At 54.1% G+C, this 24522-nt stretch carries 24 protein-coding genes; 6 read left to right on the forward strand and 18 right to left on the reverse strand.

Annotated elements, in window-relative coordinates:
• Positions 1 to 63: 63 nt before the first annotated feature.
• Positions 64 to 483 carry a thioredoxin TrxC gene (trxC, locus tag Q3V30_RS05220; protein ID WP_306211169.1) on the reverse strand — a complete coding sequence of 140 codons (420 nt, stop codon included), beginning with the start codon at positions 481 to 483 and terminating at the stop codon, positions 64 to 66.
• Positions 484 to 740: 257 nt separating this feature from the next.
• On the opposite strand from trxC, the gene Q3V30_RS05225 reads away from it, so the two are divergent.
• On the forward strand, positions 741 to 1772 hold the full coding sequence (locus Q3V30_RS05225; protein ID WP_306211171.1) for a tRNA/rRNA methyltransferase: 1032 nt from the start codon (positions 741 to 743) through the stop codon (positions 1770 to 1772).
• Between the two features lie 56 nt (positions 1773 to 1828).
• Here Q3V30_RS05225 and emrB read toward each other — a convergent pair whose 3' ends face one another.
• The 12 genes from emrB to Q3V30_RS05285 all read right to left on the reverse strand — a co-directional run bounded on the left by emrB (position 1829) and on the right by Q3V30_RS05285 (position 15455).
• Positions 1829 to 3364, reverse strand: a complete 1536-nt coding sequence (emrB, locus tag Q3V30_RS05230; protein WP_428979237.1) for a multidrug efflux MFS transporter permease subunit EmrB — start codon at positions 3362 to 3364, stop codon at positions 1829 to 1831.
• A gap of 17 nt (positions 3365 to 3381) precedes the next feature.
• Complete coding sequence (emrA, locus tag Q3V30_RS05235; RefSeq protein WP_306211173.1) at positions 3382 to 4554, reverse strand: multidrug efflux MFS transporter periplasmic adaptor subunit EmrA; 1173 nt, start codon at positions 4552 to 4554, stop codon at positions 3382 to 3384.
• A 159-nt stretch (positions 4555 to 4713) separates the two neighbouring features.
• Complete coding sequence (gene mprA, locus Q3V30_RS05240; RefSeq protein ID WP_306211175.1) at positions 4714 to 5244, reverse strand: transcriptional repressor MprA; 531 nt, start codon at positions 5242 to 5244, stop codon at positions 4714 to 4716.
• Between the two features lie 594 nt (positions 5245 to 5838).
• Complete coding sequence (locus Q3V30_RS05245) at positions 5839 to 7023, reverse strand: MFS transporter (RefSeq protein WP_306211176.1); 1185 nt, start codon at positions 7021 to 7023, stop codon at positions 5839 to 5841.
• A gap of 171 nt (positions 7024 to 7194) precedes the next feature.
• A complete protein-coding gene (proX, locus tag Q3V30_RS05250) occupies positions 7195 to 8187 on the reverse strand; it encodes a glycine betaine/L-proline ABC transporter substrate-binding protein ProX (RefSeq protein WP_306211177.1) in 993 nt (330 codons plus the stop codon).
• 78 nt (positions 8188 to 8265) lie between these two features.
• Positions 8266 to 9477, reverse strand: coding sequence for a glycine betaine/L-proline ABC transporter permease ProW (gene proW / locus Q3V30_RS05255; protein WP_306211179.1), 1212 nt, complete (start codon positions 9475 to 9477; stop codon positions 8266 to 8268).
• A complete protein-coding gene (gene proV, locus Q3V30_RS05260) occupies positions 9474 to 10670 on the reverse strand; it encodes a glycine betaine/L-proline ABC transporter ATP-binding protein ProV (protein WP_306211181.1) in 1197 nt (398 codons plus the stop codon). Before proV ends, proW begins: the two co-directional genes overlap by 4 nt.
• 396 nt (positions 10671 to 11066) lie before the next feature.
• On the reverse strand, positions 11067 to 12026 hold the full coding sequence (gene nrdF, locus Q3V30_RS05265; RefSeq protein WP_306211183.1) for a class 1b ribonucleoside-diphosphate reductase subunit beta: 960 nt from the start codon (positions 12024 to 12026) through the stop codon (positions 11067 to 11069).
• A 41-nt stretch (positions 12027 to 12067) separates the two neighbouring features.
• Entirely contained in the window at positions 12068 to 14194 is a 2127-nt protein-coding gene (nrdE, locus tag Q3V30_RS05270) for a class 1b ribonucleoside-diphosphate reductase subunit alpha (RefSeq protein ID WP_306213086.1), read from the reverse strand.
• Complete coding sequence (gene nrdI / locus Q3V30_RS05275; protein ID WP_306211185.1) at positions 14191 to 14601, reverse strand: class Ib ribonucleoside-diphosphate reductase assembly flavoprotein NrdI; 411 nt, start codon at positions 14599 to 14601, stop codon at positions 14191 to 14193. The genes nrdE and nrdI overlap by 4 nt, the downstream gene beginning before the upstream one ends.
• Before the next feature lie 4 nt (positions 14602 to 14605).
• On the reverse strand, positions 14606 to 14848 hold the full coding sequence (nrdH, locus tag Q3V30_RS05280; protein ID WP_306211187.1) for a glutaredoxin-like protein NrdH: 243 nt from the start codon (positions 14846 to 14848) through the stop codon (positions 14606 to 14608).
• 277 nt (positions 14849 to 15125) lie between these two features.
• The gene (locus Q3V30_RS05285) at positions 15126 to 15455 is read right to left on the reverse strand and encodes a DUF883 family protein (RefSeq protein ID WP_306211189.1); all 330 of its coding nucleotides are present in this window, start codon (positions 15453 to 15455) and stop codon (positions 15126 to 15128) included.
• Positions 15456 to 15617: 162 nt separating this feature from the next.
• On the opposite strand from Q3V30_RS05285, the gene Q3V30_RS05290 reads away from it, so the two are divergent.
• The 4 genes from Q3V30_RS05290 to Q3V30_RS05305 all read left to right on the forward strand — a co-directional run bounded on the left by Q3V30_RS05290 (position 15618) and on the right by Q3V30_RS05305 (position 18967).
• Positions 15618 to 15953 (forward strand): DUF2002 family protein, encoded by a 336-nt coding sequence (locus Q3V30_RS05290; protein WP_306211190.1) that lies wholly within the window; start codon positions 15618 to 15620, stop codon positions 15951 to 15953.
• A 145-nt stretch (positions 15954 to 16098) separates the two neighbouring features.
• Entirely contained in the window at positions 16099 to 17517 is a 1419-nt protein-coding gene (gene mmuP, locus Q3V30_RS05295) for an S-methylmethionine permease (RefSeq protein ID WP_306211192.1), read from the forward strand.
• Positions 17504 to 18439: a homocysteine S-methyltransferase gene (gene mmuM / locus Q3V30_RS05300; RefSeq protein WP_428979238.1), complete on the forward strand. Its 936-nt coding sequence runs from the start codon at positions 17504 to 17506 to the stop codon at positions 18437 to 18439. Before mmuP ends, mmuM begins: the two co-directional genes overlap by 14 nt.
• Before the next feature lie 108 nt (positions 18440 to 18547).
• On the forward strand, positions 18548 to 18967 hold the full coding sequence (locus Q3V30_RS05305; protein WP_306211194.1) for a hypothetical protein: 420 nt from the start codon (positions 18548 to 18550) through the stop codon (positions 18965 to 18967).
• Between the two features lie 13 nt (positions 18968 to 18980).
• On the opposite strand, the gene speG is transcribed toward Q3V30_RS05305, so the two are convergent.
• From speG to Q3V30_RS05330, 5 genes are all read right to left on the reverse strand, one after another.
• Complete coding sequence (gene speG, locus Q3V30_RS05310; RefSeq protein WP_306213090.1) at positions 18981 to 19538, reverse strand: spermidine N1-acetyltransferase; 558 nt, start codon at positions 19536 to 19538, stop codon at positions 18981 to 18983.
• Between the two features lie 143 nt (positions 19539 to 19681).
• The gene (locus Q3V30_RS05315) at positions 19682 to 20548 is read right to left on the reverse strand and encodes a nucleoside-specific channel-forming protein Tsx (protein WP_306211196.1); all 867 of its coding nucleotides are present in this window, start codon (positions 20546 to 20548) and stop codon (positions 19682 to 19684) included.
• A gap of 502 nt (positions 20549 to 21050) precedes the next feature.
• Positions 21051 to 21278 carry a putative hemolysin gene (locus tag Q3V30_RS05320; RefSeq protein ID WP_428979239.1) on the reverse strand — a complete coding sequence of 76 codons (228 nt, stop codon included), beginning with the start codon at positions 21276 to 21278 and terminating at the stop codon, positions 21051 to 21053.
• A 127-nt stretch (positions 21279 to 21405) separates the two neighbouring features.
• Positions 21406 to 22260: a PA4780 family RIO1-like protein kinase gene (locus Q3V30_RS05325; protein WP_306211197.1), complete on the reverse strand. Its 855-nt coding sequence runs from the start codon at positions 22258 to 22260 to the stop codon at positions 21406 to 21408.
• A gap of 176 nt (positions 22261 to 22436) precedes the next feature.
• Positions 22437 to 23183 carry an SDR family oxidoreductase gene (locus Q3V30_RS05330; RefSeq protein WP_306211198.1) on the reverse strand — a complete coding sequence of 249 codons (747 nt, stop codon included), beginning with the start codon at positions 23181 to 23183 and terminating at the stop codon, positions 22437 to 22439.
• A 99-nt stretch (positions 23184 to 23282) separates the two neighbouring features.
• On the opposite strand from Q3V30_RS05330, the gene Q3V30_RS05335 reads away from it, so the two are divergent.
• Positions 23283 to 24248 carry an AraC family transcriptional regulator gene (locus Q3V30_RS05335; RefSeq protein ID WP_306211199.1) on the forward strand — a complete coding sequence of 322 codons (966 nt, stop codon included), beginning with the start codon at positions 23283 to 23285 and terminating at the stop codon, positions 24246 to 24248.
• The last annotated feature ends 274 nt before the right edge of the window (positions 24249 to 24522 follow it).

Consider the following 24522-nt stretch of genomic DNA (forward strand, 5'->3'; position numbering starts at 1 on the left):
ATTCTAGCGGAAACGGGGCGGGAGCAGTAGTGGTCAGGCAGGCCTGACCACAGGAGAAATAGATCAAATGTTTTCGTCAAGCCACGACTCAAACGGGGCTTTCGGCATGGCGCCATTAAGCATATCCACCATCTGGCCCTGTTTAAAGACCATAATGGTAGGGATACTGCGAATGCGAAAACGGGCGCTGAGTTCCGGCTCCGCTTCGGTGTTCACTTTTAAAAAGCGGACCTTACCGCTGCGCTCTTCCGCCACATTCTTAAAAACTGGCGCGAAGTTAACGCAGGGACCGCACCAGGGCGCCCAGAAGTCGACGACGACTGGCAGGTCGTCCTGCAGATATTTATCCAGCGTTGCCGTGGTGGCATTGATCACTTCGCCAACAAAGAGAGGGTCGCCGCAGCGACCGCATTTTGCGCCTTCAGCCATGCGCTCTGGCGGAACGCGATTCGTCGCCTGGCATGAACTACAAACCGTATTCATTGATTCACCTCGGTGATGATTAAGGGTAAGCATTCACTTACCGCATTCCTGAGTCATAGCTGATAATTATGCGTGTCCGGCTTGCTGGCAACAAAGAGATTTGTTCAATGGGTATAATAGGCTGTGACTGACAGCCTCTCCGATCCGGGGCAGGCTGCCCGGATCCGGCACAACAGACGCTTTTAGTGGAAGTTAATAGCTAAGCGCCGTCACATCAGGTACTCTGCGCGCTTCGCGCTCAGCCAGGTGGAGGGAAAATGAACGACGAATTTAAAGGTAAAAGCGGTAAAGTCAAAGTGATGTATGTCCGCGGTGAAGACGAGAGTAACAAAGGCGGGGCAAATCCCCGTACCGGTAAAGGTGGACCTCGTCAGGATGGCAGTCGTCGTCCTTCACGTAATACAGAAAGCAAGCCGCGTGGCGGGCGCGATCGCGACGTAGCACCGGGTGAATCGCCATGGCGCACGGTTTCACGCGCGCCGTCAGCACCCGATGATAATAAACCGGATCACGGTGGCATCAGCGGGAAAAGCTATATCGACCCGGAGCAGATCCGTCGTCAGCGACTGGAAGAGACGCGCGTGTATGGCGAAAACGCCTGCCAGGCGCTGTTCCAGAGCCGCCCGGACTGCATCGTGCGTGCCTGGTTTGTCCAGGAAGTGACCCCGCGTTTCCGTGAGGCGCTGAAATGGATGGCGGCCAACCGTAAGGCGTATCATGTGGTGGATGAGGCCGAACTGGCTAAAGCGTCCGGCACTGAGCACCACGGTGGCGTCTGCTTCCTGATCAAGAAGCGCTCCGGTATGCCAGTGAGTGAGTGGCTGGCTAACGCGGGTGAGAAAGATTGCGTGCTGGCACTGGAGCAGATTGGCAACCCGCACAACCTGGGCGGCATGATGCGCAGCTGTGCGCACTTCGGCGCGAAAGGTGTGCTGGTGGATGATGCTTCCTTACTGGAGTCGGGTGCAGCAGTGCGCACGGCAGAAGGCGGGGCCGAGCATGTTCAGGCGATCAGTGGCGAAAGCTTTGTGGCGGGTCTGAACGCTTTCCGTAAAGCGGGCTACACCATTGTTACCACCTCCAGTCACAAAGGCACGCCGTTAGCGCAGGCTGAACTGCCCGCTAAAATGGTGCTGGTGCTGGGTCAGGAGAGCGATGGTCTGTCAGACAGCACCTGGCAACAGGGCGATCTGAGCGTCTCCATCAGTGGAACCGGCAACGTGGAAAGTCTGAACGTTTCGGTGGCGACCGGCATTCTGCTTGCAGAATGGTGGCGTCAGAACGCTTAAGCTGTTGCTAAAATGAAAAACGGGCCCCGCAAGGGCCCGTTTTTTTTAGCTGAATATCAGTGCGCTCCGCCGCCGCCGCCGCCAGAACTGAACGGTGGACGGGCAAACCAGATCACCACCAACAGCACCAGGAATATGCCCGCAGAGACCCAGAAAATCTCGTTTGCAGAGATAATCAGCCCCTGATTGGTGATCTGCTGCGCTATCCAGGAGGAAGCCTGATCGTGCGTCATGCCGAGCTGTTCCAGCTTGCTGTACATCTCCTGCGAGTTAACGTTGTAAGGGTTTACAGACTCGCTGAGATAGCTGTGGTGCATCGACTCCCTGTTTGTCCACAACGTGGTGGTTATCGATGTCCCGATAGAACCCGCCAGCGTTCGCGTAAAGTTTGACAGGCTGGATGCCGCCGCCATCCGTTCAGGCGGCAGCCCGGACAGGGTGATGGTGGTCAGCGGCATAAAGAAGCAGGCCACGGCGAATCCCTGAATAAACTGCGGCCATGCAGAGGCACCAAAGTTCATCCCCGGCTCAAACGTATAGGCTCGCCAGTAGAAGCAGACGGCATACATGATGAAGCTGAAAGTGACCAGCTTTCGCATATCCAGCTTATGCGCGAACCGGCCAATAATGGGCGACAGGATCACCGGTATTATTCCCACCGGGGCCGATGCCAGACCCGCCCAGGTTGCCGTGTAGCCATAGACCTCCTGCAGCAGCTGCGGCAGCAGCACTATTGAACCGAAGTAGAGCATATAGGCCAGGCTTATCGACACGCAGCCAATAGTGAAGTTTCGCGATTTAAACAGCGAGAGATCCACTATCGGATGATCGTCCGTCAGCTCCCAGACCAGTAAAACAAGGAGCGCGATGACCGCCACCACCGTCAATACCACTATTTCTGGCGAGCTGAACCAGTCCAGCTCTTTACCCCGGTCCAGCATGATCTGCAGACAGCCAATACCCACCACCAGCAACACCAGCCCCACAGTATCAATAGGCCGGACCACCGTTGCCGTTTCCCGGTTTCGCAGGGTTTGCAGCGTCAGCATCACCACCACTACGCCTATCGGCACGTTGATAAAGAAGATCCAGCCCCAGTGATAGTTATCGCTGATCCAGCCGCCCAGAATCGGACCGCAGATAGGCGCAACGATCACCGTCATCGCCCATAACGACAGGGCGATACTTCGCTTGGCGGGGGGATAATTGTTGAGCAGTAAACTCTGTGAAAGCGGGATCAGCGGACCCGCCACCACGCCCTGCACCACACGGAAGAAGATCAGCATCGTCAGGCTGTCGGACATGCCGCACAGCCAGGAGGCCACGGCAAAGGCCGCCGTGGACCAGAGGAACAGCTTTACTTCACCTACACGTTTCGCCAGCCAGCCGGTAATCGGGATCGAAATGGCGTTAGCCACCCCAAACGAAGTGATGACCCAGGTCCCCTGCGAGTTAGATGCCCCCAGGTTCCCGGCGATAGTCGGAATAGCCACGTTAGCGATGGTGGAGTCCAGCACCTGCATAAACGTGGCCAGCGACAGCGCGATGGTCATCAGAACAAGCTGAGTTCCCTCAAGCGGTTTTTGTGCCACAACAGCCTCCCGCTTTTTCAGCCTGCATTGGCGCGGATGATATCGGCAATCATCTGGTTAGCTGGCGCTAAATCCAGTGCCAGCGCGTTGGTTTCATAGGCCGGCGTTGAACGAACGCTGGTGGCGAGGACGCCGCCGTCGGTATTGGCGGTATCAATGTTCACCAGCGTCGACAGTCCGATACGCAACGGATGTTTAGCCACTTCTTCAGCATCCAGCTCAATACGGACCGGCAGGCGCTGAACGACTTTAATCCAGTTGCCCGTAGCGTTCTGCGCCGGCAGCAGTGAGAAGGCGCTGCCTGTCCCCATATCCAGACCCACCACTTTGCCGTGGTAGACCACATCGTCGCCATAAATATCACTGACTACCGTGGCTGGCTGCCCGATGCGGACGCCCGCCAGCTGGGTTTCTTTGAAGTTGGCGTCCACCCAAAGATTGTGTGCCGGGACAACCGCCAGCAGTGGCGTGGTAGAGGTAATCTGAGAGCCAACCTGCACGCTGCGGCGGGAAACATAACCATCAATCGGGCTGACCACGTCGGTGCGCTGTAATGCCAGCCAGGCATCACGTAACTCTGCCGCACTCTGTTTTACCGCAGGCTGATTTTCCAGCGAAGTGTTAAGGATCATCGCCTGGTTAGCATTGAACTGCTGCATAGCAACATCAAGCTGCGCTTTGGCGGTAGCCACGGCATCACGCGCATGCTGCAGGTCTTCACGACCAATCAGATTGGCGGCACCTAACGGCTCACGCCGCTTAAGATCTGACTGCGCCTGCTCAAGCGCGGTTTTTTGCAGATCGATGCTGGCCTGATACTGGCGGCCATTGATGATCAGCTGATGCGTCTGGCGAACGGTAGTGGCCAGCGCCGTCTGCGCTTTTTCAAACGCCTGCTCTGCATCCGTTTTATCCAGGGAAACCAGTACATCCCCTTTTTTGACGTAATCGGTGTTATCGAACCACACCTTATTGACGCTACCAGCCACCTGCGCCATCACCTGCGCCTGGTTACCCGCGACATAAGCATCATCGGTTTCCTGATAATGGCGCAGCACCATAAACCAGTACACCAGATACGCAACCCCGATCAGAATGAACAGCACAGCCAGAAAAATTAACGCTGTTTTACGTTTTTTCTTTTTATTGGCTGGCGGTTGCGGGCTGACGTTCTCCGCATTTGCACTCATTTTTGTTCTCCACTTATCCATGCCATCGGGTAACAACCTTGGTCATTCCCGGATTCTAAAATGCCAGCGTGTTAGCGCTGGCATAAGTCAAAAATTCGCGGTTTAAAATAGCGGTTACTGGCAGGCGGGTCGTCGCACAATATGCTATTGCCGAAAAGGTTACCGGGAAAGGGAGGTCACCACTTCCTCTTCATCCATCTGGTCAAGACGGTTCAGTAATTTGCGAGTGATGCCTTCCAGCTGTGATTTCTCTGAGGCATTCAGAGAAGACCACAATAACTGCAGACATTTGTGCTGAGGAGGCAGCAGCTGACGCAGGAACTCATGGCCTTTTTCCGTCAGGTGCAGGTGCAGACAACGGCGGTCGTTGTCGCTTTCGCGGCGCTCAATCCAGCCACGTTTTTCCAGCTCATCCGCGATACGGGTGGCGTTAGTACGGGATGAACCCAGCGCTGCGCTGAGTTCGGAGGGCTGAATGCTGTGATCTTCCTGGGCATCCAGGGTGATCAGAGCCATAAACAACGTCTCGTTAATCCCCTGAGCCTTGAGCATTTTATTGCGGTTTTCCAGCAATTTGCTCTGCATATGCATACAGAGGCGGGTCAGCATAATTTCCTGTAAAGGAAAATCTTTCTGACGGTTAGCACGGAAATTTAGCATCTGTTCAATGGGGGTAAACGAACTTTCCATCTGGGAACCTCATAAGTTGCAACTGGTATCGTAACGATGGTGAATGGCCACTAACACATTTCTGCCGGCAGGGCTTACTCGCAAGCCGGTGGGCACCATCAGTAATTTCCAGGTCACTCCATAACCCAGGGCGCTCAGCAGCCGCCAATATGAGGCTGCGGGTGTGATAAATGGTCATACCGGAGTGGCCAAAATCCCTGCGGGGAGGCCAAAAACGCACTCTGCTGACGAAGCGGCAGACCGGGAAAACGGGGCAGAGCCGGTGAGAGTCGTGACAAACGGCGGACAGGAGCAGAAGAAGTGCTAAGATAACTCAAGCCCAGCGAAGTGAAGCCAGAGGTGGTCTTAATCAGGTGGCAAACATGGTTGACAGGCTGAAAACCTGTCTGGCTTTTCCCCACAAAGATCTGACCTTCATCACTGCTGTCCCGTTCATCAATGTACTCAGCCATTCTGAACGTCTTCCTGCCTGTGACTTAATAGTTTCATCCGAAAAAATAACCGATCTGAATAAGTGCAAACTAACCATACCAGAGTGTGTAACCGCTTAACAGGGCAGCAGGCCGGAAATATACGCTATTTACTATTTGCAGGCTAAGGAGTAGCCAGCTCATTATGTGAGCCACGCCACCAGCTCAACAGATTAAGTATTGTTAAGAGAGCCCCGGCTGCGCAAACGCCCAGCCAGCCTGCATGTTGATAAGCCGTGGCTGAAACCAGCGAGCCTGCTGCGCCGCCAATAAAGTAGCTGGTCATATAACCTGCGGTAAGACGATTACGCGCTTCCGGCATCTGGCGATAGATAACACTCTGATTTGTAATATGAACCCCCTGGACAGCCAGATCCAGCAGGATAATACCAATGATTAATGCGACCAGCGAGTGATTACCCAATGCGGTAACAGCCCATGAGACGAGCATAATCAGTAAGCCCGCAGTAGTGGTGAGGCGGGCCTTCCCTTTATCGGCCAGCGATCCTGCCTGACGTGCCGCCAGCGCCCCGGCGGCACCCACCAGACCCAGTAAGCCAATCATCCCTTCCGAATAGCCATAAGGCGGAGAGGCGAGCAAAAACGCCATTGAGGTCCAGAGTACGCTGAAGTTGGCAAAGGCAAGAGAGCCGATAATGGCGCGGGTGCGTAAAAGGGGCGTTGTGGCGTAGAGGCTGAAGATCGACTTCAGCAGTTGACCATAACTGAGGGAGACGGATTGCTGGTAGCGCGGCAGAACGCGCCACAGCACCAGCGCCATCAGGAGCATCAGTCCGCTGGCTACCCAGTAGACGGTGCGCCAGCCCCCGATTTGCGCCAGCCCGCCTGCGACAGTCCGCGCCAGCAGGATCCCCAACAGCAGGCCGCTCATCACCGTGCCGACAACCTTACCTCGCTTCTCCGGCGCTGCCAGCGTGGCGGCTAAGGGCACCAGGATTTGCGCCACCACCGAAAAGAGCCCGGTGAGAACCGTGCCCAGCAGCATAATGGGAAGCGTAGGGGAGAGGGCGGTTATCACCATCCCTCCGGCAGCCAGCAGGCTCATGCCGACAATCAGTCCGCGCCGTTCCAGCATATCGCCCAGCGGTACCAGTAGCAGTAGCCCGGCGGCATAGCCCAGCTGTGCGGTAGTGACAATAAAGCCGGCCTGATTAACGGAGAGATGAAAAGTGCGGGCAACCGTTTCCAGCAAAGGCTGCACGTAATAGTTGCAGGCCACAGATAAGCCCGTTGCCACGGACATCAGAAGAACCAGGGAAGGAGTAAGGGTGGCTTGCGGGGATTTCATGGCGCTCAGTAAATTAGCAATAATATTAACGTAATAGTAACCGAAATGACTATTTTGCTCACAGGTTAATTGCAGACAGTGAGCAGAATAAAAAAAGGGGCGACGCCAGCGTCCCCCTTATTCATTGACCCTCACCGCTTAAACCGCGGTGAGCATTAACGCTGCTCAGGCTTACTTAGCAGCAGCCATGGCATCTTTAACCCAGCCGTCGAACTGCGCCTGGTGTGCTTTGATCCAGCCATCAACATGGGCGTTGATATCAGCTTCGGAAGACTGCCCCTGATGCATGCGTGAATTTTGCGCATTGATATCAGCAATAGGCAGCTTCATTTCGGAGAAGAGTTTTGCCGCAGCCGGGTTTTTCTCAGCCCAGGCTTTGTTCGCCACGATATGCATGGTGTTCACCGGGAAACCATAGTTCGCGCCGTTAGGCAGCTTGGTATCGATATCTTTCTGTTCGCCAGGCATAGAGGAGAATGGCACCTGCAGCCAGACGGTATCACGACCGGGCACTAACACATCGCTGACCCAGTAAGGTGTCCAGGTGTAATAGAGGATCGGCTTACCCTGTTTAAAGCGGGTGATGGTGTCGGCAATCAGGGCGGCGTAGTTACCCTGGTTATGCTCAACGGTGTTGCTCAGATCAAAAGCTTTGATCTGGTGGTTGATCACCGCCTCGCAGCCCCAGCCAGGCGTACAGCCGGTCAGATCGGCCTTGCCGTCATTATTGGTGTCAAACAGCTTGGCGATCTTGGGATCTTTCAGCTGATCGATGCGGGTAATATGATATTTTTCAGCGGTTTTCTTGTCGATCAGATAACCCTGGGCTGCGCCCTCAACGTAGGTGCCTTTACGGTAGAACTTCTCGTCGCCACCGGCGGCTTTATACATATCATCGTGCAGCGGTTGCCAGTTGGTGGCGATGAAGGTGGCGTCACCGGAAGCAATCGAAGTATAGGCAACGTTGTAATCCACTTCACCCGGCTCTTCAACGGTGTAACCCAACTTCTCGAGGCCACGGCTGACCAGCAGAGTCTGGAAGGTCTCTTCTGAAATGGTGCTTTGCAGTGGCTTAACGGTAATGCCTTTACCGGGCAGGTCAGCGGCGGAAACCTGAGTGGCAACCAGAGTCGTCAATGCGGCGGCTAATAATGCTTTACGCATGGGGTATCCTTATTTTAAGTGATTTTTAGCGTGGGCAGCGAACAGCCTGCACGGCAGGCTATCCGCTACAAAAAGGTCTTACTTAATAAACGGACGGGTAAACAGACCCAGCGGTCCTGTAGCGTACCAGCGGCGTGGTCCACGGCTACGGCTGTCGCGGCCAACGGATTGCGTCAGGCGGTCGAGAATAATCGCCAGGATAACGATGCCGACTCCGCCTACGGTAGCCAGCCCCATATCGAGACGGCCAATCCCGCGCAGCACCATCTGACCGAGCCCGCCTACGGCGATCATCGAAGCAATCACCACCATGGAGAGCGCCAGCATCAGCGTCTGATTCACGCCAGCCATGATGGTTGGCATCGCCAGCGGCAGCTGAACCTTGAACAGCATCTGACGCGGACTGGCACCAAAGGATTCGCTGGCCTCAATCAAATCGGCCGGTACCTGCTTGATGCCCAGAATGGTCAGACGAACAATCGGCGGCAGGGCAAAGATGATGGTGACCACCACGCCCGGCACGTTACCGATGCCGAACAGCATGACAATCGGCACCAGATAGACAAAGGCAGGGGTAGTCTGCATCGCATCCAGCAGCGGGCGGATGATCTTCGCTGCTCGCTCAGACCTCGCCAGCCAGATCCCCAGCGGCAGGCCGATAATAATGCAGAACAGCAGCGCGGTCAGAACCAGCGCCAGCGTCACCATCGCCTGCGACCAGGCACCTATCGCGCCAATAACAATCAGCGACACCAGCGTGGCGATGCCCATGCCGAGGCTGGACATCTGCCAGGCGATCAGCGCAAAAACGATAATCGCTACCGGCGCAGGCATGCCTAACAGCAGCTGCTGGAAAGCGCTGAGAATGTAGTCGACCGGAACACGGATGCCCTGAAACAGCGGACGAAAATGGGTAACGATCCAGTCGATGCCCGTCGTCACCCAGCTGTCCAGCGGGATCAGGGTTTTATGGAACGGGTCAAGGAGACTGAAGTGTTCAACTTTCGGTACCGGCGCGCTGTTTAACCAGTCGCTGCCGCTGGCAGCGACCGCATCATGGCCCCCTGAAGCTCCACCCCAGGCATCTCCGCCAGATGGCGCTGCATCAGCTGGTGCGGAAGAAGCGCCGCCATCGGCAGGTGCAGCTGTTGACCACGGATCGCTGCTGCCTGCTGCAGGCTGAGTGTTCTCAGTGGCTGATGCAGCAGCCTGAGCAGCATCGGTAGCTGGTGCGGCAGAAGGCTGGCTGGCTGCCGCCCACGGATCGGTTGCGGTGGTTGGTTCACTCATTGCTGGCCTCCTTCGCGGTCTAATGCCTGTAGTAATGTGCCTTTGGAAATAATCCCGATGTACTGGTTCTCTTCACCGACGATGGGAACGGCACAAGGCGCCTGTGCCACGTGAGAGAGCAGATCGTTCAGCGAGGTATCGCCGGGCATCGCTACGGGCGCAGGAAGGATAGCGCCATCAAGTCCTTCACCTGAAAGCAGCGCGGCTTTCAGTGAATCAGTGGAAACGATGCCGACAAAACGCTGCTTCTCCAGGATATAGCCATACTCCCGGTCATCATCCTGCAGCAGTTTCAGGGCTGAACGCGGGCCAAAACCTGGCGTTTTGCGCATCAGCGAGGCAGCACCACGACGGGCAATATCTTTCGCGCTGAAGACGTGGCTGATATCCACGCCGCGGAAGAAGGTGCGCACATAGTCATTGGCCGGGTTATTCAGGATTTCATCAGGCGTACCCACCTGCACCACTTCACCGCCCTGCATAATGGCAATGCGATCGCCAATCCGCATCGCCTCATCCAGATCGTGGGAAATAAAGACGATGGTGCGCTGGTGGCGAGACTGCAGCTTAACCAGTTCATCCTGCATTTCGGTACGGATTAAAGGATCAAGTGCTGAGAAAGCTTCATCCATCAATAATATGTCCGGATTTATCGCCAACGCACGGGCTAATCCAACGCGCTGACGCATCCCGCCAGATAATTCATCGGGATAAGCATGGGCATAATTATCCAGGCCAACCTGACGCAGGGCATCCAGCGCTTTTTCCTGACGCTCCTGCAGCGGAATGCCGGCTAATTCCATCCCGAAGGCGGCATTATTTAATACGGTCATATGCGGCATTAAGGCAAAGGACTGGAATACCATGCTGATCTTATTTCTGCGCACTTCACGAAGCTCGCTGTCAGATATTTTTGCAATATCGACGCCGTCAATAATGACCTGGCCTCTGGTAGGTTCTATCAGACGATTGAGAAGGCGAACCATGGTGGATTTCCCTGAGCCGGACAGCCCCATGATCACAAATATCTCGCCTTCTTCAATGGCCAGACTGGCATCTTTCACGCCAAGAGAAAGCCCTGTTTTCGCAAGTAATGCCTCTTTACTTATCCCTTTTTCAATGTACTTAAAAGCGCGGTCGGGATTTTCCCCAAATACCTTATATAAATTTTTAACTTCAAGTTTAATTGGCATGCAATATTTAAATTCCTTGTTCGCGGTTAATTTATTATATTTATTATTTGCCCTGGTCGAATATTAGCGGCCTATACCCTCGCACATTTGGCACCCTGAGACAACCCTGAGTGGCCGCGATGGGAAATAACAAGTAGACCATCATCTCTAAAAATTCCAGTAAGGGTAAGGGATTGCAGGGAATTGAGGCCGGTGAAAAAAAGTGAATATTTCGCCCTCTGTACGCGGGTCAGATGGTGAATATTGCTCTGAAAGAGGGTGCTTTAGTACAAAATAAAGTGCCGTTAACCCTGATAAATCGGCCGCTGGTTTTTTGTTGAAAGGCTGATTAATAATAAATTAATCGCGGCCGACAGGAGAAAAGGTGGCTGTGCTCAGCAGCCACTCAACAGAGGATTAAAAGTTCCAGTCTTCATCTTCGGTTTCGACCGCTTTTCCCATCACATAGGAAGAGCCTGAACCCGAGAAGAAATCGTGGTTCTCATCCGCATTCGGCGAAAGGGCAGCAAGGATGGCGGGATTAACGTCGATCATCTCCGCCGGGAACAGCGCCTCATAGCCGAGGTTCATTAACGCTTTGTTGGCATTGTAATGAAGGAATTTTTTCACCTCTTCACTCCAGCCTACGCCGTCATACAACGCCTCGGTGTAGGCCAGTTCGTTCTCGTAAAGTTCGAGCAGGAGATCAACCGCAAACTGCTGGAGTTCTTCTTTACGCGCCGCGCTCTGTTTCTCCAGCGATTTCTGGAACTTATAGCCGATATAGTAGCCATGAACCGCTTCATCTTTAATAATCAGGCGGATCAGGTCAGCCGTGTTGGTGAGCTTGCCGCGGCTGGACCAGTACATCGGCAGGTAAAAGCCGGAATAGAACAGGAATGATTCCAGAAACACGCTGGCGATTTTTTTCTTCAGCGGATCGTCGTGATGATAGTGCCTGAGGACGATCTCCGCTTTACGCTGCAGCGGCTGGTTCTCCTCGCTCCAGAGATAGGCGGCATCCACATCGCTGGTGTGGCACAGCGTGGAAAAAATCGAGCTGTAGGAGCGGGCGTGAACGGCTTCCATAAAGCTGATATTGGACATCACGGCCTCTTCGTGGGGCGTAACCGCATCGGCCATCAGCGCGGGCGCACCCACGCTATTCTGAATCGTGTCCAGCAGCGTCAGACCGGTGAATACCCGGATAGTGAGCTGCTGCTCTTCAGCACTCATGCCGTTCCAGGCAGGAATGTCATTAGAGAGCGGGACCTTTTCCGGCAGCCAGAAATTAGCGGTAAGGCGGTTCCAGACTTCCAGATCTTTATCATCCTCGATCTGGTTCCAGTTAATGGCGTGCACACGTTTTAATTTCATATCTTCTCTTTCGGGGGGCAGCTCGCCCCCAGGTAGTGAGCTTACAGCGAACAGGAGACGCAGCCTTCCACTTCGGTCCCCATCAGCGCCATCTGACGCAGGCGAATGTAGTAAAGCGTTTTGATGCCTTTCTTCCAGGCGTAGATCTGCGCCTTGTTGATATCCCGCGTGGTGGCGGTATCGCGGAAGAACAGCGTGAGCGACAACCCCTGATCGACATGGCGGGTGGCTTCAGCATAGGTGTCGATAATCGCCTCCGGCCCGATATCATAGGCATCCCGGTAGAACGCCTGGTTGTCGTTGGTCATAAACGGCGCAGGGTAATAGACGCGCCCCGTTTTGCCCTCTTTACGGATCTCAATACGCGAGACGATAGGGTGGATGCTGGAAGTGGCGTGATTGATGTAGGAGATAGAGCCCGTTGGCGGAATGGCCTGCAGATTCTGGTTATAGATGCCGTGCTTCATTACCGCGTCACGCAGTTGCAGCCACGCCTGCTGGTCCGGCAGCGTAATTCCGGCGCGGGCAAACAGCGCAGCGGCTTCTGGCGTACGGGGTTCCCAGCGCTGCTCAACATATTGCGTAAAATAGTCACCGCTGGCATAGCGCGAGTTTTCAAATCCGGCAAAGCTTTCGCCACGCTCCTGAGCAATCAGATTTGAGGTGCGCAGCGCATGATAAGTGATGGTGTAGAAGTAGAGATTAGTGAAATCCAGCGCCACCTCAGAGCCATACTGAATTCCCTCACGCGCCAGATAGCCATGCAGGTTCATCTGCCCCAGGCCAATCGCATGTGACTGCGCATTTCCCTGCTCGATGGAGGGGACCGAATGGATATGGCTCTGATCGGAAACCGCAGTCAGGCCACGTACCGCCACTTCCACCGTGCGGGAGAAATCGGGCGAGTCCATAGTGTGCGCAATATTCAGCGAGCCAAGATTGCAGGAGATATCCTTGCCGATGCGGCGGTAGCTCAGGTCATCATTATATTCGGTAGGGGAATTAACCTGCAGGATCTCCGAGCAGAGGTTACTCATATTGATCCGGCCCTGAATCGGGTTTGCACGATTTACCGTGTCTTCAAACATGATGTAGGGATAACCGGATTCAAACTGGATCTCCGCCAGCGTCTGGAAAAACTCGCGTGGATTGATAAAGGTGCGGGCGATGCGTTCATCTGCCAGCATCTCCTCATATTTTTCGCTGATGCTGATATCGGCAAAAGGCAGACCATAGAGACGTTCAACGTCATAGGGCGAAAACAGCGCCATGGGTTGATTGTGTTTGGCCAGCTCGAAGGTCACGTCCGGGATTACCACGCCCAGCGAGAGCGTTTTAATACGGATCTTTTCGTCGGCGTTTTCACGTTTAGTATCCAGAAAACGCAGAATATCGGGGTGATGCGCGTGCAGATAGACCGCTCCGGCACCCTGGCGCGCGCCCAGCTGATTGGCATAGGAGAACGCATCCTCCAGCATTTTCATTACCGGGATCACGCCCGATGACTGATTTTCGATACGCTTGATGGGCGCGCCCGCTTCACGCAGGTTGGAGAGCAGAAAAGCCACGCCGCCGCCGCGTTTGGAGAGCTGGAGAGCTGAGTTTACCGAACGGCCAATTGATTCCATGTTGTCTTCAATTCTCAGCAGGAAGCAGGAGACCAGCTCGCCGCGCTGCTGTTTACCGCAGTTCAGGAAGGTAGGCGTTGCAGGCTGGAAACGGCCCGCCAGCATCTCCTCCATCAGGGAAAGCGCAAGCGACTGGTCGCCTTTAGCCAGCGTCAGCGCCACCATGCAGACCCGTTCGGTGAAGCCTTCCAGATAGCGTTTGCCATCAAAGGTCTTCAGGGTATAGCTGGTATAAAACTTCCATGCACCCAGAAATGTTTGAAAGCGAAAGCGGCGTTGGTAAGCCTGCTCAAAGAGCGAGTTCACAAATTCAAACGGCCAGGCGTTAAGCACCTCTGCTTCGTAGTAGCCTTCAGATACCAGGTATTGTAAGCGCTCACTAACTGAGTCGAACTGCACGGTATTAGGCAGCACATGCTGCAGAAAATAGTGACGTATCGCCTCTTTATCTTTCTCAAACTGAATGTTGCCGTCGGCATCGTACAAATTGAGCATCGCATTCAGCGAGTGATAATCGAGCGCGGCGGGATTGGGGGTTATAAGCGTGCTGTCTGTTGCTGCCAAAATTGGGTTACTCCCTGGTAGACGTTATTGATGTCATCGGCGGTGCCCAGCAGCTCAAAGCGGTAGAGGCAGGGCACCTGGCATTTCTGGGCGATGATGCTGCCAGCCAGACAGTAAGCCTCGCCAAAATTGCGGTTTCCGGCGGCAATAACGCCGCGGATAAGCTGGCGATTACTGACATCATTTAAAAACTGAATGACCTGCCTGGGCACCGCGCCACGACTGCCGCCGCCGCCATAGCTTGGCACCACCAGGATATAAGGCTCAGCCAGCTGCAAACGCTGGCCGCTATCAAGGGGAATGCGACGAGCGGGCAGGCCGGTACGGCTGACAAAGCGATGCGTGTTTTCAGACTGGCTGGAAAAATAGACCAGTGTGGACATCGGCTCAGCTCTGTAATGTGGCGAGCTGACGAAGCGCAGAGATCTTATCCGGGCGGAAGCCGCTCCAGTGATCTCCTGCCGCCATCACCACCGGAACCTGGCGATAGCCCAGAGATTTCAGCGTCTCGATTTCACCAGGCTGCTGGTCCAGGTTAATCAACTGGTATTCAAGCCCCTGCTTATCCATCGCGTTTTTTGTCGCATTGCACTGGACACAGTTGTTCTTGGTGTAAATAATAATGCGCATGATTCGTATTCCTCTTTGTGGCCGCTTTAACCTGCAATTGGCATGCTTTTTGCTGAGGTTTCGTACCGTCTGAAAACTATATGTAGTGGCGTACTTGATAGTGTAAATACTAGATATAGTGGTTTTAGAATGCAACCACACAAGAAAGAGGTTTTTTCGTTTCAGGATGGCGATTTTCGGCGGAAGCCTTGTCAGGCGGGGAAGAGCAGGGATTCAGGTGGGCAAAAAAAAATCCCCACGCCTTGAGGCATGGGGATCGATCTTACGACTGGGAAAATCAGTAGCGGGAAGCGGTGGTCGTGGCGATTAACGCACCAATAACAATCCCCACGGCGGCACCAATACCTACGCCATGCCATGGGTTATCCCGTACAAAGGTATCTACCTGGTCGCCAGCATCTTTAGCAACCTGGGTTACCCGGCTCTGACCACCATTCAGTTTTGCGCGCGTTTCTTTAAGCATGGCCTCAGCACGGGAGCGTGCGCCATCCACTTCGTCTTTGGTTTTGCTACCATAAGATTTCAGCAGATCGTCTAAGGTATCGGCCAGCTGTGAGACATCCTGGTTAATGTCGATATCGTCATTATTCTTGGTTCTGTTAAACATTTTTCTCTCCCTAAGAAATGAAACGTACTATTAACTATAGACTATCTGAGAGTTTTTAAGTGACCCGGACCGAAAAGCGGGGCGTTTATGGATTAATCCGAAAGCGCTCTGCGTTCACGCTGTTGTAAGGTTGCAGGGTTGTCACGTTTTAGAGGAATTAGCATGTATTTACGCCCTGATGAGGTCGCTCGCGTACTGGAGAGAGCGGGATTTGAGATGGATGCGGTTACGCCAAAGGCCTATGGCTACCGCCGCGGCGAGAACTACGTTTACGTTAACCGCGAAGCGCGAATGGGACGCACAGCGTTAATTATCCATCCCACGCTGAAAGAGAAAAGCAACAGTTACGCGCATCCAGCGTCTGATATGAAAACCTGCGAGCATTACGTACAGTTTCCTATGTACCTGGCAGGGGAGAGTCAGGATCACTATGGCATTCCCCACGGCTTCAGTTCCCGCGTCGCGCTGGAGCGTTATATTGAGCATATGTTTGACTGATCCCGCCTGTTTTGTGAATTTTCAGCGCAGGCCGCGCTGAAAAAACGCATTCCCCCCACACAGAGTACCGTTGCTTTCGTCCTGCAGAATCGGTATAACGCTGACCCCATGTGGAAGTTTAGACGTCTATACGGATAAATCAGCGATGCAGCAAGAGACCCCCGATACAACGCAACAGTTTAAGCGCAGCATGAAAGCCCGCCATCTGGTGATGCTCTCATTAGGCGGCGTGATTGGCACCGGCCTGTTTTTTAATACCGGCTACATCATCTCCACTACCGGTGCGGCGGGGACGCTGCTGGCTTATCTGATTGGCGCGCTGGTGGTTTATCTGGTGATGCTCAGCCTGGGCGAGCTGTCGGTAGCCATGCCTGAAACGGGCGCCTTCCATGTTTATGCCGCACGTTATCTCAGTCCCGCTACCGGCTATACCGTGGCCTGGCTCTACTGGCTGACCTGGACCGTGGCGCTCGGCTCCAGCCTGACGGCGGCAGGATTTTGTATGCAGTACTGGTTCCCGCACTCGCCCGTCTGGCTCTGGTGTCTGCTGTTCTGCGCGCTGATCTTTCTGCTGAACGTGGTTTCATCACGCTTCTTTGCGGAGGGGGAGTTCTGGTTTTCGGTGATCAAAGTGGTCACTATCCTGGCCTTTATTATCCTCGGCGGCGGCGCGGTCTTCGGGTTTATTCCGCTGAAAGATGGCAGCAGCGCGCCGTTCTTTCATAATCTGACCGCATCGGGCTGGTTGCCGCACGGTGGATTGCCAATCCTGATGACCATGGTTGCGGTCAACTTCGCCTTTTCTGGCACTGAGCTGATTGGCATCGCAGCGGGTGAAACAGAAAATCCCCATAAAGTTCTGCCGCTGGCGATCCGCACCACCGTTGCCCGGCTGATCATCTTCTTTATTGGCACCGTGCTGATCCTGGCCTGTCTGATCCCGATGGATCAGGCGGGGATCGTCAAAAGCCCGTTCGTGCTGGTGTTTGAAAAGATCGGCATTCCTTACGCTGCGGACATTTTCAATTTTGTGATCCTTACGGCGATCCTTTCAGCAGCCAATTCCGGCCTGTATGCATCGGGAAGAATGCTCTGGTCGCTCTCCAATCAGCAGACGCTGCCCGCATGCTTTGCCAGACTGACGCGGCGGGGCATCCCGTTAACGGCGATTTCAGTGAGTATGCTGGGCGGCCTGCTGGCGCTCTTTTCCAGCGTGATCGCGCCTGATACCGTTTTTGTGGCGCTCTCTGCCATCTCCGGTTTTGCCGTGGTGGCGGTCTGGCTGAGCATCTGTGCTTCCCACTTCTTTTTCCGCCGTGCTCATCTTAAGGCGGGAAAACCGCTGTCCGACCTGAAGTATCGCGCTCCCTGGTATCCGGTAACGCCAGTGCTGGGCTTCCTGCTCTGTCTGTTGGCCTGCGTTGGCTTAGCTTTCGATGCAGAGCAGCGCATCGCGTTGTATTGCGGCCTGCCTTTTGTCGCCTTGTGCTACGTGGCCTATTATCTGACTCAGAGCGTAAAAAAACGTGAACTGGCAAAGGAGAGTCTACATGCCGCTGAATAATCACACCGTGAAACAGCTGGTGGCTGCGGGGCTGGTTCTGGATGGCGCGATGGCGACCGAACTGGAAGCGCGCGGCTGCGATCTGACCGATTCACTCTGGTCGGCAAAAGTGCTGATTGAAAATCCTGAGCTTATTTATCAGGTGCACTACGACTATTACCTCGCCGGGGCGCAGGTAGCCATCACGGCCAGCTATCAGGCCACGCCGCAGGGCTTTGCAAAACGTGGGCTGACGGCAGCAGAGTCGCTGGCGCTGATTACCAGAAGCGTCGAGCTGGCAAGCCGCGCAAGGCGTGATTATCTCTCCGTGGCGCCGGAAGCAGGCAAGCTGCTGGTTGCGGGCTCGGTGGGACCTTATGGCGCCTTCCTTGCCGACGGTTCTGAATACCGCGGCGACTACTCGTTACCGCAGGCGGAGATGATGGATTTCCACCGGCCGCGCGTTCGTGCGCTGGTTAAAGCCGGGGCGGATATCCTTGCCTGTGAAACGCTGCCTTCTTTCCGGGAGATTCAGGCGCTGGTGGCCCTGCTGGCAGAGTTCCCTGAAACGCCAGCCTGGTTCTCCTTTACCCTGCGTGACAGTGAGCACCTCAGCGACGGCACGCCTTTAACAGAGGTTGTTGCCCTGCTGGAAAACTGCCCGCAGGCAGTGGCGCTGGGGCTGAACTGCATCGCGCTGGAGCAGGTCACTGCTGCTCTGCAAACGCTCTCGCGGCTGACGGCTAAACCGCTGGTGGTTTATCCTAATTCCGGCGAGCAGTATGATGCGGTCAGCAAAAGCTGGCATAGTGATGCCTCTGGCTGCACGCTGAGTGATAATCTCGCTGCCTGGCAGGCTGCCGGCGCAAAACTGATTGGCGGCTGCTGCCGGACAACGCCTGCGGATATTGCGGTCATCGCGCAACGCTGCCATTCACGATAACCTGCTGACAATTTGTCTTATTACGCCCGTATTTTTCGGGCGTAACAGATGAAAACCGGTCACACTCCGCTTAGACTATTCTGAATATTTGAATGAGCAGGAAGGCTAATGAAAAAGCTGTTACTGGCGCTGGCTTCAGCGTGGTTATTAAGCGGTTGCGCGACAATTGTGGGCGATCAGTCGCAGGATATCTCGATCCAGACCTGGCCTCAGGGGGTCAGATTTGTGGTTCAGGACGAAACGGGACGAGCCGTGGCGGAAGGTTTCACACCAAAAACGGTTTCGCTGCTGAAGTCTGACGGCACTTATCTGGGCAAAAAGAAGTATACGTTGCAGCTGGAGCGCGCCGGTTATGTGCCTCAGACCATCCCTCTGGAAGAGAGAGCCAACCTCTGGTATATCCTGGGCAATATTCCGCTTGGCGGCATTCCCGGCTGGCTGATTGTCGATCCGTTTAACGGCGGCATGTACAACATCCATCCGGAAAAAGTGCAGACTATTATGAATCCGGTCGGCGCGCGCGGTTAATCACGAAAACTGGCTATTGAGCGGTAGGCTTCACCATCGTGTGGGGCGGTTTGTTCATAGCCAGATATTGATGCTGGAAAATACACATGCGGATGGTGTTGCGGTATTCGCCATTGATAAAGAACTCGTGGATCAGCTCCCCTTCAATCTCAAATCCCAGCTTGGTGTAGATGTGGATCGCCTTCGCATTTTCTTTGTCGACAATCAGATAGAGCTTGTAGAGATTAAGCACCGAAAAGCCATATTCCATCGCCAGCTTCGCCGCCTTGCTTGCCAGCCCTTTGCCCTGATGGTTGGGAGCGATGATAATCTGAAATTCCGCACGCCGGTGAATATGGTTGATCTCAACCAGCTCCACCAGACCCGCATTAGCGCCGTCATGTTCAACTACAAACCGGCGTTCGCTCTGATCGTGAATATGCTTGTCATAGAGGTCAGAAAGCTCCACAAAGGCTTCGTACGGCTCTTCAAACCAGTAGCGCATCACGCTGGCATTATTATCAAGCTGGTGAACAAAACGTAAATCTTCGCGTTCAAGCGGACGAAGCTTCAGGCCGTCTCCGGCGGGCATGGCAGACATAAAAATTCCTTTTAGCAGGGCAAAATTGCCACGGGAAGTATACGTCTCGGGAGAGGGAATGGCACGATGGAAAAGGAGTAAAGCGCAACGCCAGCGCGGTAATAGCCGCTGGCGTTGATGAGGCGTTTAACCTGTCAGAAGTTGTATCCCACCACCAGGTAGTAACCCCAGCCGGTAGATTTTACTTCAAACGGACCCTTGCCGAAGTTCAGCTCCTGGCCATCAGCCCACTGTCCGCCGTTATGGAAGTAACGTGCCACCACCGAGTAGTGCCAGTGGTCGTAACCCAGCGAGAGGATGTGGCTGGAAGCGATAGAGTTGCTGGTACGGGAAGAGCCGCCCTCATCGCGCAGATCGGAACCCCAGTCGAAGTTGGTGAAACCAACGTAGCCCAGGTTACCGCCCCAGAGCTGGGTGATTGGAACGAAGTATTTCACCTTAAAGCGGTAGCCGTCCCAGCTGTTCTCGTTCGCCGCACCGTAGTTTTCCCACTGGTACTTGGCATAAACGTTCAGTGACAGGCCGATATCTGAATGGGTATCGATATCCGTACCCAGACCCATATACCAGGTATTCTGGCGGTTATCGCTGTTACGGCCCATATCGTAGATATAGTTGTTGGCGAAGTACCACTCTTTGAACGGCCCGAAGCTCAGATCGGTATTCGTCAGCTTATCAATGGAGAAGCGCGGTTCAATCTCCATAAACAGCGGCGAGCCGTGGTCAAAAATACCGTTAGCATTGGAGTTGCCCACGCCGAAAAAGTTGGTGGCATCCAGGTAGCCGTAGAAATCGAACCAGTCCTTTTTGGCAAAGGCTTCATATTCCAGGTAGACGTCATTATTGAACTGCGGTCCGAAACGGGTGTGATAGCTTCCCACCACGTTGACGCTCTGATGCCACCAGTCGGAAACGTATTCCGGCGATGCGGTCGCAGCAGTTGAAGAGGCACTATAAGAAAGCGCAGCCAGGGCGCCAGCCATCAGAATTTTATATTTCATTATATTACCACATGCTTAATGACCATTTTCTGCAGCCACTGCGATGGTCTTGTTAAGTCGTCAACAGGAGAGAGAAGGGTGACTGTTTACACAGCATAAAACACCCACGCCGAATGCTGCGGCAGTGTGCCGCTATCCGCGCTTAAGGAAATAGAGTTAGCTCACACTTGTCAAACCTTGTTTCATTTCACTTTAATTAAAGTGTGATATGAATCACAAAATCCCTGAACAGAGAGCTGCACAGCCTGGAAGGGCAACAGAAGTGCTTTTCAGCAACAGGAAATCGTTTGCCTGGCATAAATCGGTGCGGCCGGAACCGGAGCGATGAAATTATGTGCACAGAGAGAATGATTTGGGGGGATTTTAAAATAAGGAAAACTTATGGATTAACGGCTGAAAACGCCATTCAGAGGGGTTAACAGGTGCGCTCTGAGCAGAAAGGGAAAGCGTTACAGGAAGAGTGAAAACTATTTTCCCGGCAGAAGAGTGCTGCCGGGACAGGTTACTTAACCGCCTTGCGGTACAACGCCCATTCCTCCATCCGTTCGCCACTCGGCAAGGTGCAGTAACTGCTGGTCCCGACTTCGGTCTGAACGCTGTCCAGTTTGCCACCTTGCTTCTGACAGTAGACGGAAGCGGGATTGGCCATGCCAGTTTCAGGCTTAGCAGGTTGCCTGGAGGCGCAGGCGGTAACGGCCATCGTAACGATAAGTAGTGGGAAAATTTTCATACAGGCTCCTTCAGCTGAAAAAAACAATTTTAGCAGCTTGTTGCCAGAACACTTTTAGCCTGCATCAAACCAGAAGAGCGACTGCCCGCTTTACCACAGAGAAGCAACTGCGGAAGAGGCGCCAGCCTTACTCCTCATCACGTTCTCTGTTTGCCCGCTGACGTTCATAATACTCATCTTCCGCCGTGATGATTTCATCCATCAGGGAGTCCATATCCACTTCGTGCTCTTCTTCAACAAAGAGCCCTGTGAGTGGGCTTTCTGGCGTAAGTTTGCCGTCTTCATACAGCAGCCAGATTTCTTTCGCATAACGCGTTTTCAGTAACTGCGGGGCAAACTGCCCGTAGTAAGCGGTGATATTATTCACATCACGCTCAAACATCGATTCGGCATGATTGTTTGCGGCGGCATCTACGGCCTGGGGAAGGTCGATGATCACCGGCCCTTCTGCATCCAGCAACACGTTAAACTCCGACAAATCGCCATGAACAATGCCGGCGCAGAGCATGCGCACGATGTTGCGGATCATGGTGTTGAAGTCAGTCAGCGCTTCTTCTTCCGACAGGCTCACATCGCTGAGGCGTGGGGCAACCGCACCCTCTGCATCGGTGACCAGCTCCATCAGCAATACGCCATCTATGCAGATGTAAGGTTGCGGCACGCGCACACCGGCGTTCGCCAGGCGGAACAAAGCGTCCACCTCAGCATTCTGCCAAGACTCTTCCTGCTGCTTGCGACCGAATTTTGACCCTTTCTGCATAGCACGGGTATTACGGGAATTACGGACTTTGCGGCCTTCCTGATACTGCACGGCCTGCTTAAAGCTGCGTTGGGAAGCTTCTTTGTACACTTTGGCACACTGGATCTTGTCACCGCATAACACGGTGTAAACGTCTGCTTCTTTACCGCTTTTCAGGCGTTGAAGCACATCGTCGACTAAGCCATCATCAACCAGAGGTTGGATTCTGTTTGGGATTTTCATACGGCTTTATACCTTATTTCATCCTTTTTTCGTATCAATAACATAGCCGGAGGGGATGAGAAAGAGGATACCAGAGACAAAAAAGCCCACAAGGCTTTCACCGTGTGGGCTTGCAGAACTTTATCTGGTGGGGCTGGTACCACCAGTGCCGCCTGGGGAGCCGCCGGGCTACAGAGTTAATGGACTTCGTTCGCTAACGCCACTGCATCTTCTCCTGCAGGAATGCGCATCGGCGCATTAGGATCGGTGGCGGCACGCCACACTGCTTCCGCCACATCGATGGCTTTGGTGGTGGGTTGCGGTTGCTGCATAGTTGTAAACACGTTATCCAGCAGCGGCTGATAAGGCTCAAGCCGGGTATTTTCCATGCGCGGCAGGGCGTTTTTGCCGAAATCAGTAGTCGGTGCCAGTCCCGGCAGAACTAATCGCACGTTGATGTTGAACGGCTCCAGCTCCAGCGCCAGCGATTCCGTAAAAGCATTCACCGCCGCCTTACTTGCCGTGTAGACAGCCAGCAACGGCAGAGATTTCAGCGTCACCGTAGAGGTAACATTGATCACCGTGCCGCTTTGTTTTGCGCGGAACTGTGGCAGTATCGCCTGCGTCAGTGCGATAGTGCCCAGCGTGTTAGTTTCAAACACGTCTCGCACCGTCGACATAAGCGTACCTTCCAGCGATGCCAGCACACCAATTCCGGCGTTATTCACCAGCACATCAATCTCACCTGCTTCAGCGACAGCCTGCCTGATGCTGGCGGGATCAGTGACATCCAGCGGCAGCAGACGCAGATTTTCTGAATCCGGAAACAGTCCGGGAAGGGGATGACGCATGGTAGCGATGACTTTCCAGCCGCGCTCAAGAAAGTACAGCGCGGTTTCATGACCAAAGCCTGAAGAACAGCCGGTAATCAGAATCGTTTTCATATTTCGCTCCTGCCTTGTAGAGAAGTAAGCGAACACTATATAGTCATCCTTCTGGACTGACTGCCATGCACAGTCCAGCATCCATTCGCAGGAGTCCAAATGATCGATCCCCTGGCTGAAATAATGTCGTTGCTGCAACCGCAAGCGGCCTACATAAAGCGCGTATGTGCCAATGGTCGCTGGCGCGTAGATCGCCGTGAAACCGGGCAGCCGTTCTACTGCCTGATACTGGAAGGGCGTAGTCAGCTGAAGATGAAAGGGCACCCACTGATTACGCTGGAGCAGGGCGACTTTGTATTAATCCCGGCAGCGTGGGAGTTTTATATGGCCAGCATCGAGCCGCTGGCAGCCGATATGCCGGAAACGATACCGCAAATGCTCGCGCCCAGTGAATTCTGGATAGGCGATCCTGAGCAACCCGCTGGAGTGCAAGCTTTAATTGGCTATTGCCAGTTCGGCGCGCCGGATGCCGGATTAATAGTCTCGTTACTGCCGCAGTTTATTCATGTACGAGGTGAATTGCGTCTGACCATGTTAGTGCAACTGGTGATGGACGAATGTCGTGCCCAGCGTCCGGCGCGCCACGTAGTAATAGAGCGATTGCTGGAGCTGTTATTAATCGAAGCGCTCCGCTCGATACCGATCAGCAATGCATGTCCGGGTGTGATGAGCGGACTGGCCGATGAACGGCTGACGGCGGCGATCCGTGCCATCCACGCCAGGCCAGCACATAACTGGACGGTGGCTGAACTGGCGAAAGCCGCTGCTCTTTCACGTTCCGCATTCTTTGTGCGCTTTCGGGAAGCGGTTGGCGTAGCGCCGATGGTTTACCTGCTAACCTGGCGGATGGCAATGGCCAAAAATCTCTTACGCAGCAAAAGTATGGCGGTGGCCGAAGTGGCTGAGCGCGTTGGCTATCGCTCTGCCAGCGCCTTCAGCGTTGCATTTACCCGCTATGCCGGAATTTCGCCTGTAAAATATGAGAGAGATCAGTCAGAGGAAAATGAGCGTCCTGAGGTTCAGGAGCTTGTACAGAGTGTGGAGAGTGGTACCAGCTTTGGATAGAAAGCCATAAAGAAAACTTTCCAGAATAAGCGAATCTCCCGGGATATCAGCAGGGGGGAATCACGCGAAAAATAGAGATTTCACAGCCACTCTGTTTGCCGGTTTCATTAAAGATTGTGGCCTAATCCGCCGATAAAATCAGGCAAATACTGCTAATCTTGAATTCCGGCATTGCTCACATTCCGCGCATTTTGCGGGCAAAATGGCACCGTAGTAATGGCGGCTGAACAGGCCACAATGTCAGCCACGGCTCATGACTGACATTCGCATAACT

It is taken from the genome of Erwinia pyri (assembly GCF_030758455.1).
GTDB classification, from domain to species: Bacteria; Pseudomonadota; Gammaproteobacteria; order Enterobacterales; family Enterobacteriaceae; genus Erwinia; species Erwinia pyri.